The 13279-nt window shown below is 72.1% G+C and carries 9 protein-coding genes and 1 pseudogene; 7 read left to right on the plus strand and 3 right to left on the minus strand.

Features of this window, described 5'->3' with window-relative positions; translation table 11 throughout:
* Positions 1-147: 147 nt before the first annotated feature.
* From Q0R63_RS19295 to Q0R63_RS19315, 5 genes are all read left to right on the plus strand, one after another.
* A complete protein-coding gene (locus Q0R63_RS19295) occupies positions 148-4554 on the plus strand; it encodes an FtsK/SpoIIIE domain-containing protein (RefSeq protein WP_295700996.1) in 4407 nt (1468 codons plus the stop codon).
* 260 nt (positions 4555-4814) lie between these two features.
* Positions 4815-5072, plus strand: coding sequence for a WXG100 family type VII secretion target (locus Q0R63_RS19300; protein ID WP_295700999.1), 258 nt, complete (start codon positions 4815-4817; stop codon positions 5070-5072).
* Positions 5073-5114: 42 nt separating this feature from the next.
* A complete protein-coding gene (locus Q0R63_RS19305) occupies positions 5115-5390 on the plus strand; it encodes a WXG100 family type VII secretion target (protein WP_295701002.1) in 276 nt (91 codons plus the stop codon).
* Between the two features lie 114 nt (positions 5391-5504).
* On the plus strand, positions 5505-6137 hold the full coding sequence (locus tag Q0R63_RS19310; RefSeq protein WP_295701005.1) for a sigma-70 family RNA polymerase sigma factor: 633 nt from the start codon (positions 5505-5507) through the stop codon (positions 6135-6137).
* A 23-nt stretch (positions 6138-6160) separates the two neighbouring features.
* Positions 6161-6664 carry a hypothetical protein gene (locus Q0R63_RS19315; RefSeq protein ID WP_295701008.1) on the plus strand — a complete coding sequence of 168 codons (504 nt, stop codon included), beginning with the start codon at positions 6161-6163 and terminating at the stop codon, positions 6662-6664.
* A gap of 30 nt (positions 6665-6694) precedes the next feature.
* Here the strand turns inward: Q0R63_RS19315 and Q0R63_RS19320 are convergent, their stop codons facing one another.
* Positions 6695-9406 carry a CHAT domain-containing tetratricopeptide repeat protein gene (locus Q0R63_RS19320; RefSeq protein WP_295701012.1) on the minus strand — a complete coding sequence of 904 codons (2712 nt, stop codon included), beginning with the start codon at positions 9404-9406 and terminating at the stop codon, positions 6695-6697.
* 84 nt (positions 9407-9490) lie between these two features.
* Here Q0R63_RS19320 and Q0R63_RS19325 point away from each other — a divergent pair, with 84 nt between their 5' ends.
* Positions 9491-10762, plus strand: a complete 1272-nt coding sequence (locus Q0R63_RS19325) for a S8/S53 family peptidase (protein WP_295701015.1) — start codon at positions 9491-9493, stop codon at positions 10760-10762.
* Positions 10763-10930: 168 nt separating this feature from the next.
* Positions 10931-11830: a DUF559 domain-containing protein gene (locus Q0R63_RS19330; RefSeq protein ID WP_295701018.1), complete on the plus strand. Its 900-nt coding sequence runs from the start codon at positions 10931-10933 to the stop codon at positions 11828-11830.
* Between the two features lie 168 nt (positions 11831-11998).
* Here the strand turns inward: Q0R63_RS19330 and Q0R63_RS19335 are convergent, their stop codons facing one another.
* Both Q0R63_RS19335 and Q0R63_RS19340 read right to left on the minus strand, forming a co-directional pair.
* A complete protein-coding gene (locus Q0R63_RS19335) occupies positions 11999-13078 on the minus strand; it encodes an inositol-3-phosphate synthase (protein ID WP_295701022.1) in 1080 nt (359 codons plus the stop codon).
* A gap of 4 nt (positions 13079-13082) precedes the next feature.
* Positions 13083-13279 (minus strand): annotated as a pseudogene (locus Q0R63_RS19340) (PadR family transcriptional regulator); the annotation flags it as partial.

Below are 13279 nucleotides of genomic sequence, written 5' to 3' on the forward strand. Positions count from 1 at the left end.
CCCGCCCCCCAGCAGGTCGTCCGGCCCGCCCCCCAGCAGGTCGTCCGGCCCGCCCCCCAGCAGGTCGTCCGGCCCGCCCCCCAGCAGGTCGTCCGGCCCGCCCCCCAGCCCACCAGCACCAGCACCAGCACGATCAGGAGCCCGCCCATGAGGCTGAAGTTCGCTCTCCAGTCCGGCAGCTCGGTCGTCGACCTCGTCGCCACGACCGACGCCAACGCCACCGTCGGCGACCTGGCCTGGCACCTCGACCACGCCGACCCGGCGCGCTCGCCCTCGCTGTCGAACGGCCAGGAGATGACCCTCGCCCTCGTCGACGGCGAGCGACAGACCCTCGACCCGCGCACCACGGTCGCCGAGAGCGGCCTCTTCTCGGGCGACACCGTCACCCTGGTGCGGGCGGGCGGCTCGTTCGTCGAGGCGGGCCGCGCCGTGGCGATGGTCGTCATCACCGCCGGGCCGGACGCCGGGCGCGAGATCCCGCTGCCGCGCGGGACGGCATACATCGGTCGCGGGCGCGGGTGCGAGGTCACCCTCGCCGACGGTTCGGTCTCGCGCCGGCACCTCAAGCTCATCCTCACCGACGTCGCCGAGGTCGTCGACCTCGGCTCGGCCAACGGGATCACCGCCGAGGGCCAGCAGGTGACGCGGGCCCAGCTGAAGTCCGGCGACACCATCGGGCTGGGCGACACCGAGCTCGAGGTCCACCTGCTCGGCGGGGCGGCGACGGGACCGCCTCCCGGCGTCGGGGTGATCGGCACCGACGGTGGGGTCGTCAGCTTCTCCCGCTCGCCCCGCCTCGCCCCGATCCATGCGGGGAAGCCCTACGTGGTGCCCGACCTCCCGGAACGCCCACGGCCACAACCGTTCCCGGTCGTCTCGCTGATCATCCCGATCATCATGGCGGTGGTCCTCTACGTCGCGACCAAGAACGCGCTCTCGCTGCTCTTCCTCGCGATGATGCCGATGATGATCGCCGGCCAGACCTTCGAGAGCCGTCGCCAGGCCAAGAAGGAGTTCGAGCGGGAGATGACCGACTTCCGCGAGGACCTCGAGCTGCTCGTCAGCGAGATCCACGCCGAGCACGACCGCGAACGCACCGGTCGGCTCCACGAGCACCCGTCCGGGATGGAGGTGCTCATGGCCATGGACAGTAGGGCCGAGCTGCTCTGGACCCGCAGGCCCGGTGACCCGGGCTTCCTCGAGCTGCGTTTCGGCACCGGCACCCGGCCGTCGCGGTCCACCGTCGAGCTCCCCCGGGTCGGCCGGTCCAGGGCCGAGGCCTGGCTCGAGGTCTCGAGGACGATGACCGGGGTCGAGATGCTCGACGGGGTACCCGTCGTGGCCGAGCCGCTGAAGGTCGGTGCGATCGGCGTGTGCGGTCCGCGGGAGACCGCGGTGGCCGCCGCGCGGTCGCTCGTCCTGCAGGCCGCGGGGCTGCACTCGCCGGCGGAGCTCATCGTCCTCGCCTTCGCCTCGACCCGGACGGCGCCGGACTGGGACTTCCTCAAGTGGCTGCCGCACACCTCCTCCCCCCACAGCCCGTTCACCGCCCGGGCGACGGCCAGCACCGCGCCGGCCTGCGCCGCGCTCGCGGACGAGCTCGAGGACCTCGTCGAGAGCCTCGTCGGGGCCAAGGACGAGGAGGGGGGGCGCGAGGAGCCCTACGTCATGGTCGTGGTCGAGGGTGACGCCCCCATCGCCCGCAGTCGCCTGGTCGATCTCGCCGAGCGTGGTCATCGGGCCGGCATCGTCGTCGTGTGGGTGGCCGAGCGGCAGGCGATGCTCCCCGCCTCGTGCCGTACGTTCCTCGTGACGAGGCAGGGTGGGCTCGTCGCGGACACCCTCGTCGGCTACGTCCACGAGGGCACGGCCGTCGCGCCGGTCTTCGCCGACGAGGTCTCCGCGCTCGAGGCGCTGAACGCCGCCCGACGACTGTCCCCCGTGGTCGACTCCGGCGTCGCCGCCGACGACGTCAGCGACCTGCCGCGGGCGGTCTCCCTCGTGGCCCTCACGGGCACCGAGCTGATGAGCTCGGCAACCGCCCAGATCGAGCGGTGGAAGGAGAGCCGGTCGATCCTCACCGGTCCCTTCGCCCCGGCCGTCCCCTCGCGCAAGCCCGGCAACCTGCGGGCCGTCGTCGGCCAGTCGGGCCAGGGGACGCTGACCGTCGACCTGCGCGCCGACGGACCCCACGCCCTCGTCGGTGGCACCACCGGCGCCGGGAAGTCGGAGCTGCTCCAGGCCTGGATCCTCGGCATCGCGGCGGCCCACTCACCGCAGCGGGTGACCTTCCTCCTCGTCGACTACAAGGGTGGCTCGGCGTTCCGTGACTGCGTCCGGCTGCCGCACACCGTCGGGCTCGTGACCGACCTGTCGCCCCACCTCGTGCGCCGGGCCCTGGAGTCGCTCTCGGCCGAGCTCCGTTACCGGGAGCACCTGCTCGCGCGGCACAAGGCCAAGGACCTCATCGAGCTCGAGCGCCGCGGCGAGGTCGACGCGCCCCCGAGCCTCATCATCGTGGTCGACGAGTTCGCCGCCCTCGTCAACGAGGTGCCGGAGTTCGTCGACGGCGTCGTCAACGTCGCCCAGCGCGGCCGGTCGCTCGGGCTGCACCTCATCCTCGCGACCCAGCGACCGGCCGGCGTCATCAAGGACAACCTGCGCGCCAACACCAACCTGCGCCTGGCGCTGCGGATGGCCGACGAGGCCGACAGCGATGACGTCCTCGGGTCGAGCGCCGCCGCCTTCTTCGACCCCGGGCTGCCCGGCCGGGCGATGGTGAAGAGCGGTCCCGGCCGGCTGACCCCCTTCCAGACCGCGTATGCCGGGGGCTGGACCTCCGACACCCCACCGCCGGCTGAGCTCACTGTCGCCACACTGGCTTTCGGCGGCGAGAAGGAGTGGCAGCTGCCCGACCCGCAGGACGGGACGGAGGGCGCCGACCCCGGCCCCACCGACATCCAGCGGCTGGTGACGACGATCCGCGAGGCGTCCGCGACGGCCGAGATCCCGCAGGCCCGCAAGCCGTGGCAGCCGGAGCTGCAGGAGGTCTACGACCTCGTCGCGGTGCCGACGGCCCGCCGCGACAACGAACTCGTCTTCGGCATCGCCGACCATCCGCACGACCAGGAGCAGCCGCCGATCTCGTTCCACCCCGACTCCGAGGGCAACATCGCCGTCTACGGTGCGTCGGGCTCGGGCAAGTCGGTCCTGCTGCGGACCATCGCGATCGCCGCCGGCTTCACCGTCCGTGGCGGCCCGTGCCAGGTCTACGGCCTCGACTTCGGCAACCGGGGTCTCGCCATGCTCGAGGAGCTCCCCTACGTCGGGAGCATCGTCCCGGGCGGCGACCACGAGCGCGTCGTCCGGCTGCTGCGCTACCTGCGCGGCGTCATCGACGAGCGCGCCGTGCGCTACTCGAAGGTGAGCTCCTCGACGATCACCGAGTACCGTCGGCTGGCCGGGCAGCCCGACGAGCCCCGCATCCTCGTCCTGCTCGACGGCATGACCGCCTTCCGGCAGGCCTACGAGGTCGGTGGTCGGCTGCAGTACCTCGACATGGTCAACGCCCTGGCGGGGGACGGACGCCCGGTCGGCGTCCACTTCATCATCTCGGTCGACCAACGATCCGGTATGCCGCAGTCGCTCGCCGCCGCCATCCAGCGGCGGGTGGTCCTGCGGCTGCCGTCCGCCGACGACTACGCCGTCCTGGGGGTCCCCGGCGACGTGCTGACGATGGCGAGTCCGGCCGGTCGGGGGCTCTTCAACGGGGACGAGCTGCAGGTCGCCGTCCTCGGCGGGTCGTCCGACGTCTCGATCCAGGCCGCGTCGGTCCGCGCCTTCGCCGAGGCGACCCGCAAGGCGGGTGGCACGGAGGCTCCACCGATCGAGAGCCTGGTCGAGCGCGTTACTCTCGCAGAGCTGCCCGCGGCCGTCGACGGTCTCCCCGTGATCGGGGTCGCGTCGGAGACGCTCGGCCCGAAGACCTTCGAGCCGCGCGGCTGCTTCATGATCGTGGGTCCCTCGGGGTCCGGGCGGACCACGGCGCTCGCGACGATGGCGATGTCCCTCGACCGCTTCAACGGCAGGGCCGACCTCTATCTCCTCACCCCCCGCAAGCGGTCCGAGCTCATCGGGCTGGGGGTCTGGACGAGTGTGGCGGCCGGGGTCGACGACGTGGTCCGGCTCGCCCAGGAGCTCACCGCCGCCATCACCCAGGACCGGCTGCCCCACCCGATCGCCCTGGTCATCGAGCGGGTCGACGACCTCGGGGGATCGACCGCCGAGAACGTCCTCACGACGCTGGTCAAGGCGTGCCTCGACAACGACCAGTTCGTCATCGCGGAGGGCGAGGCCCAGTTCTTCGGGTCGAACTTCGGTCTCGCCGGTGTCCTCAAGACCTCCCGGTCCGGTCTGTCCCTGCACCCGGACGGCAACGAGGGACACCCCGTCTTCCGGGCGAACCTGCCGGCCCTCAACCGCAGCGAGCTCCCGGAGGGGCGTGGCTTCTTCGTCGACAAGGGGCGCTTCGAGCTGGTGCAGGTGGCAATTTGACTGTGCCACAGTGCTTTTGGAGACTCCTCTGCGTCGTGAGCCGACCCCGCGGCATACGGGAGGGAGGGTGGGGAGCCCGACGGGGAGTGCTCCCCATCGACATCCCCGCAGGACCCACGTAACTTTTTCCTTGTCGCCGGAACCACCAGGGGGACGGCGACATCACAGCAGTCGATCCGGACGAGAACCGGAGACGATCGGGGTCCAGCACAGCGCTCGGGCCCACCTGACAGGGAGGACATCTCATGGCTTGGGTTGGCATGAACGACACAGAGGTCAAGGCTCAGGGCAGCGTGCTGCAGGTCGAGGCGGAGAAGATCAAGGCGCTGGTCGCGAAGGTGGACACCGAGATCACGGCCATCTCCCAGAACTGGCACGGCGACGACCAGAAGAAGTTCCAGAACGAGTGGAACACCCACAAGAACGAGCTGAACCAGGCCCAGACCCTGCTGCAGAACATGAAGACGACCATCGACCAGCAGGTCACCGAGCAGGTCAACACCTCCAGCGCCTACTGAGCGTCGCGTCACCAACCACCACTTCAGCAAGGGAGATCAGCAATGGCACTTCTCGCCAAGGGCATGGACCCGGCAGCTATCGACGCGTCGGGCGACAAGTTCAACACCTTCAAGAGCGAGCTGATGACGATCGTCACCGACGTGTCGACGGCCGTCACCAAGATCGACACGAACTGGGACGGTCAGGACTCACAGACCTTCGTCACCGACTGGAACCAGAAGAAGGCGCAGATCACCGCCGCCGCCGACCACCTCGGCACGCTGGGCCAGAAGCTCAAGACCAACGCGGCGATGCAGACGCAGACCTCGGCGAAGTAGGGCCGTCGGGCACGGAGGGCGATCAGTCAGGGGGCTGGTCGCCCTCCGCCGGGGGGCTCGGAGTGGGAGGGTGTATCAGGGGGAGCGGTAGCGGCTCTGTACGAGGTGACCCTCATGCCGCCCAGTCCCGTGCTGACCCGTGGGAAGGCCCCTCAGATGAACCCGTCCGACAGCCTCACCGATCTCGTGGCCGCAGCCGCGGCCGGCGACCAGTCCGCCTGGAACGCGATCGTCGAACGCTTCTCCGGTCTCCTCTGGAGCGTCGGCCGCTCGTTCCGTCTCGGCGAGGACGACGCCGCCGACGTGATGCAGAGCACCTGGCTGAAGCTCCTGGAGAACCTCGGCCGCATCGAGGAGCCGGAGGCGCTGCCCGGCTGGCTGGCCACGACCGCGCGCCGCGAGGCGCTGCGGGTCATCCAGCGCCGCGGCCGCGACATCCCGGTGCGCGACGAGGACCTCGGCGTCGGGCTCGCCGACCCGCAGGCCAGCGAGCTCGATCTCGCCCTCCTCGAGGACGAGCGGGCCGTCGCGCTGTGGTCGGGCTTCACCCAGCTGTCGGAGCGCTGCCAGCGGCTGCTCCGGGTGCTCATGTCCTGCGACCGGCCGGCCTACGTCGAGGTGGCGGCCGCCTTCGACATGCCCGTCGGGTCGATCGGACCCACCCGGATGCGGTGCCTCCACCGCCTCGGTTCGGTCCTCGGTGAGTCGAGCTACGCCTTCGACGGACGCTCAGGGGGGGTGGTCTGATGGCCGGGCAGGGGAGGCCGGGGATGCATCCGGTGGACGCCCAGATGCTCGAGCAGCTCGGCGCCATCGTCGCGGTGGTCGACCCGGTGCCGGCCGAGCTGGTCGAGATGGGCCGGCAGCTCTTCGCCTTCCGCGACCCCGATGCCGCGCTGCTGGAGGCGGTCGTGGTCGACCATCCGGGCGACGGTGACGAGGCCACCGGGTCGGGAGCGCCGGTGCTGCTGGCCGTCCGGTCCGGGTGGCCGAGCCGGATGCACTTCTTCGAGTTCGAGGAGGTCTCGCTCGACATCGAGCTCACCGTCGGCGATGCCTTCTGCGCCGTCCTCGGCGCGGTCACCACGGTCACCGGCGAGGCGGTCCCGACGGGATGGTCGGTGGTGCTCGAGACGACGTCCGCGTCCTACACGTGCGCGGTCGGCGAGGACGGCCGCTTCGCGTTCGAGCGGGTCCCGCTGGGGATGGTCCGTCTCCACCTCGACCGCGGCGAGGACACCCGCCCGACGAGTCCCTGGCTCGACGCCCGCTGACCGCGGAGCACCTCCGGGTGCACGCCCGGGTCACGCCCCCCAGGCGGTGAAGGCCGCCGCCGTGGCGGCGACCAGCGGGTCATCGGCCCCTTCGCGGCGGGCGGCGAGGAGCCCCTCCGCGAGTGACCCCCCGGCCGCCACCACGGTGTGCAGGGCGCGCATCACGACCAGGGTGGCTGCGTCGTTGACCGGAGTGACGCTGGCGACGACGCCGCTGGTCCCGATGGCCAGCAGGCTCGTGACCAGGCCCAGCGCCTCGTCCGCCCCGATGGGCTGGAGGCCCCCGGAGTCGCAGGCCGACAGCACGAGCGACTCGGGCGGACGCCGCAGCCGGTCGAGGTCGTGGATCATCAGGGGTCCGTCGGCCAGCGTGAGCGACGTGAACGTGGGCGCGTCGCTGCGGAAGGTGCCGTGGGCGGCGAGGTGACCGAGCCGCGCGCCGTCGAGCGCCTCCAGAGCGGCCTCCACGGTCGCCGCCGCCCCCTGGAGGACGGTGGCGTCCGCGTGCAAGGACCTCAGGGCGGTCACCTCGGCCTGCTGGGTGCTGAGCCCTGGACCGGTCACGAGGGCAACCGGGCCCGGCGTGGTCGCCGCTGACCGCTCGCGGGCCCGTCGCGCTCGCTGCCACATGGTGAGGGACGGGGCGACCATGACGGCGGTCTCGCGGAAGGCCGGAAGCAGGCCCCACGGGACGGTCAGCAGGCTGGCCGAGGGGACGACGAGCACGGAGCGGCGGGACCACTCCGGTCGCAGGGTTTCCCCGAGGAGTGCCTGCTGGAGCTGGGCCCCCACTGCCCAGAGGTCGACGCGGCGCCCGTAGGCGGCGCGACGGAGCGTGAAGCGGGCAAACTCCGCCTGCCGGGAGGCCGCGGCGAACGACGTGAGTCGGCGCATGGTGGCGCGCCCGTCGGCGACCGTGACGGCATACAGGGTGTCGGCCACGAGGACGAGGTCCAGCAGGACGGTGTCGCCGAGGCCCTCCAGGAGGCTGCCGACGTCGGGGCCGGCGGTGGCAGCGGCGCCCTCCGCACGCAGCTGGCGATAGCGCACCCGGACGGCGGCCTCGAGCCGCACCCGGTCGCGGGCCAGGACGAGGTCGTCGTCCGCGGACAGCCTGCGGGTGACGTCCCGGAGAGCGGCGATGTCGCGGTCCAGCTCGGGGTCGTCCGGTCGTGCCGGGGTCACGACGAGGGACGTGCTGCGCCACCGCTCGACCCACCACAGCAGGGCCCGCGAGCTGCCCGTCGCGACGGCCGCACCGGCGGCCAGCCCCGCGAGCTCGAGCCCGTATCCCGTGGCGAGCGCCCGCAGCTCGAGGTCGCCGATGACACGACGGTGCTCGTCCACGGCATCGAGCCCCCGGCGGCAGGCGAGCAGGAGGGCCCGTCGGTCGCCTCGCAGGTCGGCCAGGAGCGCGGCGGCGAGCCAGCCGGCCGCCCGGGAGAGCGGGGTCCCGACCCGGCGCGACCGGGATGCCTCCTCGAGCGCCGTCCGGCTGCTGCGCGAACGCCCCGCGTCGCGCGTGATCTGAGCCAGCAGCAGCAGGGCCTCGGTCAGGCTCGGGTCCCGTAGGTCGCGCAGCCGTCGGACGACCCGTCGGGCGCGGAGCACCAGCTCGGAGAACGCGGCCGGTGGGCTCGGGGTGGGATCGGGTCTCGACGGATCCGTCCGCAGGAGCGAGTAGCCCGCCTCGAGACCGAGCAGGGTCGCCCGGGCGGCCCATCGCTGCCGCCGGTGGGCCCTGAAGAGCGACTCGGCCTCGGTGGCCCGCTGCTGGGCTCGAATCCCGTTCTGCTCCAGCAGGGCCACGCGGGTCGAGCTGATGAGGAGGTCGGCGCGCCAGACGGGTCCGAAGTCGTCCCGCTCGAGAGCCTGGTCGATGACCACCCGGGCCTCGCTGGTCAGGCGCGCGGAGACCAGGGCATTGGCGTAGTCGACGAGCTGCTCGACCGGGTCGACCCCGTAGGCGCGGTAGCGCTCGCGCGCGTGCTCCATCCCGGCCAGCGCCCCCACGACGTCACCTCGTTGGAAGGCGGCGAGGGCGCGGCCGTGGATCGCGTTCACCACCTCGATGTCGTGACCGATCTCGGTGAGGACCTGCTCGGCGCCGCGGTAGGCCGCCTCTGACGCGTCGGCGTCGCCGAGCGCGCGCAGGACGTCGCCCGAGACGCCGAGCGCCCTTCCCTCCCAGAGCCGGTCGCCGCTCTGGCGGCTGAGCTCGACCGAGGTGAGCAGGTCGTCGAGCGCCTCCGTGTAGCGGCCCAGGAGCCAGTAGGTCGACCCGCGCAGGTGCAGGACGCGCGGTCGCGCCGCCGCCGACGTGAGGTCGAGCGCCCGGTTGAGCTGGGCGAGGGCCTTCGTCGTCTCGCCCGCGAAGAGGAACGTGGTGCCGAGGGTGGCCCGCACCTCCGCTTCCCGGCCTCGGCCCGCCCCTCGCCCGGAACGCAGCGCGGCCCGCCCGTGGCGGACCGACTCGGCGATCCGGCCGCGGTCGCGCTCGACGATCGCGACCGCGTGGTGGGCGATGGAGCTCTCCCTCGGGGAGGGGTTGCCCGCCAGCAGGTGGAAGGCGGTTGTCAGCGCGGCGGCCGGCTGGGATATTGCGAGGGCGAGCAGGGTGTCGGTGTCGCTATAGGGGCTGGCGGTGCTGGTCTCGCTGCGCTCCCTGATGCTGCCGCCGCCCGTACGGCTCGCGGATGTATCACGGCCGGGTGAGGCCGGCTCTTCTTCACGGGCGTTCATGTCTGGGGCAGGTTCCACTTCACCACTGGAGGTTTGATGACCACTCGACGAGATGATGACAGGCCGGGTCCACCCACGGGGCCGGTGCCCGCGACGGCGGAGCAGATCCGTTGGTGGGAGCCCCGCGACGACGCGGTCGTCCTGAGCCGGTCGGAGGTCCAGGTCGACCTCATCGTCGCGGCCTTCCGGGACGCGGAGGTCCCGCTCGCCGTCCATCGCGACGAGTCGGGCGCGGCCGACTACATGTACCACCCCGGGCGGGTCCTCACCCGGGACGAGGACGCCAGCCGGGTCTATCGGGTCCTCGGCATCGACGCTCCGCCCGAGAAGGGCGACCGAGAGACGCCGGTGCAGCCGGCCGGCTTCCACGTCGTGCTCCTGCCTCCCGGCCGTGACGCCCTCTCCGCGATCGACGACCTCGACGCGCGCCTCGGGGTGGGGGTAGCCGTCCCGGACCATCTGCTCCACGTCTGCCCCGCGGTGACCTGGTGCGCCGTGACCGAACCGACCCCCGCCGATCTCGACGAACCGATCGGTCAGGACGACGACGTCGCCGACGGGCGCCGCAGCAGGGTGTCCGTCGTCGACACCGGCCTGCTCGAGGAGGTCGTCGCCGCCCACGACTGGCTCGCCGGCGTCGAGGGAGACCCCGAACCACCCTTCGTGGGTCACTACACCGGCCACGGCACCTTCATCGCCGGGGTCGTCCGCGCCCACGCCCCCCGCGCCGAGGTGCGTGTCGAGTCGGCGATGTCGATCGGTGGCGCGTCCTTCGAGAGCGACCTCCTCGCCCAGCTCACCCAGGCGCTCGACTGGGTCCCGGACGTCATCTCCCTGTCGGCGGGGACCCGCACGCGGGGCAACCTGCCGCTGCTGTCGCTGCAGGTCTTCTGGGAGCAGCGCCTCCAGCACCTCAAGGGCACGGTCCTCGTGGCGGCCGCCGGCAACGACGGCGACCGGGGCCCGTTCTGGCCGGCCGCGTTCCCGTGGGCCGTATCCGTCGGTGCGCTCGACGACCCGCCCGAGTCCCGGGCCGGCTTCTCCAACTTCGGCAGCTGGGTCGACGTCTTCGCGATCGGCACCAACGTTGTCAACGCCTACCCGACGCAGCGCTACGACTACCGGGAGCCTCCGCGGGTCGGCGAGAGCGCCGAGTTCCCCGAGGGCCTTGCGGAGTGGAGCGGGACCTCGTTCGCCGCTCCCATGGTCGCCGGGCTCGTCGCGGCACGCATGACGTGGAGCGGGGAGAGCGGCGTGGACGCGGCCGACTCGCTGCTCGAGATCGCCCGCGACCAGGCCATTCCCGGGGTAGGCGCGGCACTGCTCCGAGACCGTGACGCCCGGCCGCCGTACTGACGGGACCCCCTGTGGTGACCGGGTGCGCCGTCAGACATACAGAGGGCGACGGCTGGCCCGGCATACCGGGGTGAGTCGGGCGCGCCGGCCTCTTCTGTATGTCTGGTTGACCGCACTTCACCTGTGGACAACGGTCGAGGGGGTCGAATACCCCGGCAGAGTGAGGGGATGCCCCACCAGCGCGTCGCAACCGCGCTCACCCGCCCGGGCGGCAGCACGACCTGGGGCCAGCTCAGGCGGGAGGTGCCGGCGCGGAAGATCCGCCGCGCCGTGCGTGACGGTGTCGTCGAGCGCACGCGCCGCGGCCGGTATGCGCTCCCGGTCGCGAGCACGCACCTCCGCGAGGCGGATCGGCTCAGCGGGGTGCTGTCCCACCCCAGCGCGGCCGTGGCCCACGGCTGGGCGGTGAAGCACCAACCCGACAGGCCGTGGGTCACCTTCCGGCGAGGCCGTCACCTCGTCGACGCCGACCGGTCGGTGGTCGTCGCGAGCCATGGCGAGGTGAGCGCCGAAGAGGTCCGACTCGGCATCACCTCGCCCGTCCGGACGGTCCTGGACTGCGCCCGGAGGCTCCCGTTCGACGAGGCCCTGGCGGTGGGCGACTCCGCCGTGCGTGAGGGCGACGTCACCGTGATGGAGCTGCGGCACGCGGCCGCCTCGCTGCGCGGCCCCGGTGCGGCGCAGGCCCGCCGGGTCGCGCTCGAGGCCGACGGCGGCGCCGCCAACCCCTTCGAGTCGGTCCTGCGGGCGATCTGTCTCGACATCGTCGGCCTCGACGTCGTCTCGCAGCTGCCGGTCTCGGACACCGGCCTGTGGGCCCGGGTCGACCTCGGTGACGAGCGGCTGCGGCTCGCCCTCGAGGCCGAGGGCTTCGCGAGCCACCGGACGCGCACGGACCTCGTCCGCGACGCTCGCCGCCATACCGAGCTCACCGTCCGGGGGTGGTCGATCCTGCGCTTCACGTGGGAGGACGTGATGCTCCGACCCGACTGGGTGCGGTGGGCGATCCTCGGGTGGCTCGAGCAGCGGGCCGGGCGCCCGGTGGCCGCTCCGCCCCGGGTCGCCTGACGGTGGGTGCGCCGTCAGACATACAGATGACCGCCGTTGGCGCGGCATACCGGGACAGAGGGGGACACTGTCCGGCCCTGTGTATGTCTGGCTGACCGCCGGACGCCGGTATGCCGCCCGCTCGAGGTGAGCGGGCGGCATACGGGCTGGTGCGGGTGAGGGCCGAGGTCAGCGCGCTTCGGTGCCCGCGATGTAGGCCTCGAGCTTGGCGCGGCCCTCGGTGTCCTCGCGCTGCACGGGCGGGGACTTCATCAGGTAGGACGAGGCGGAGATGAGGGCGCCGCCGATGCCACGGTCCTGGGCGATCTTCGCCGCGCGGATGGCGTCGATGATGATGCCGGCGGAGTTGGGGGAGTCCCAGACCTCGAGCTTGTACTCGAGGTTGAGCGGGACGCCGCCGAACGCGCGACCCTCGAGGCGGACGTAGGCCCACTTGCGGTCGTCGAGCCACTGGACGTAGTCCGACGGGCCGATGTGGACGTTCTTCGCACCGAGGTCGTGCTCGATGTTGGAGGTCACGGCCTGGGTCTTGGAGACCTTCTTGGACTCGAGCCGGTCGCGCTCCAGCATGTTCTTGAAGTCCATGTTGCCGCCGACGTTGAGCTGGTACGTGCGGTCGAGCACGACGCCGCGGTCCTCGAAGAGCTTGGCCATGACACGGTGCGTGATGGTCGCGCCGACCTGGCTCTTGATGTCGTCGCCGATGATCGGCACACCGGCGGCCTCGAACTTCGCCGCCCACTCCGGGTCGCTGGCGATGAAGACCGGCAGCGCGTTGACGAAGGCCACCTTGGCGTCGATCGCGCACTGCGCGTAGTACTTGTCGGCCACCTCCGAGCCCACCGGCAGGTAGGAGACGAGGACGTCGACCTTGGCCGCCTTGAGCGCGGCGACGACGTCGACGGGCTCGGCGTCGGACTCCTCGATCGTCTCGCGGTAGTACTTGCCGAGGCCGTCGTTGGTCACCCCGCGCTGGACGATGACGCCGGTCGGCGCCACGTCGGCGATCTTGATGGTGTTGTTCTCGCTGGCGACGATGGCCTCCGCCAGGTCGAAGCCGACCTTCTTGGCGTCGACGTCGAAGGCGGCGACGAACTCCACGTCGCTGACGTGGTAGTCACCGAACTTCACGTGCATCAGACCGGGGACGACGCCCGACGGGTCGGCGTCCTTGTAGTACTCGACTCCCTGGACCAGCGAGCTGGCGCAGTTGCCGACGCCGACGATGGCGACGCGGATGGATCCCATGGGATCACTCCTGATTCTGTGTGGTGGTGCGGGTGGGTGGGGGTGTGGTGGTGGGGGCGGAAGGCGCCGTGCGCTCGGCGACGATGAGCTCCTCGAGCCATCGCACCTCCTGCTCGGCCTTCTCCTCGCCGTGCCGCTGCAGCGCGGCGGTGTAGGCGTCCATCCGCTCGCGGTTGCGGGCCGAGGCCGCGCGGATGGCGG

Origin of the sequence: Lapillicoccus sp., assembly GCF_025353065.1 — a bacterium.
GTDB lineage: Bacteria > Actinomycetota > Actinomycetes > Actinomycetales > Dermatophilaceae > Lapillicoccus.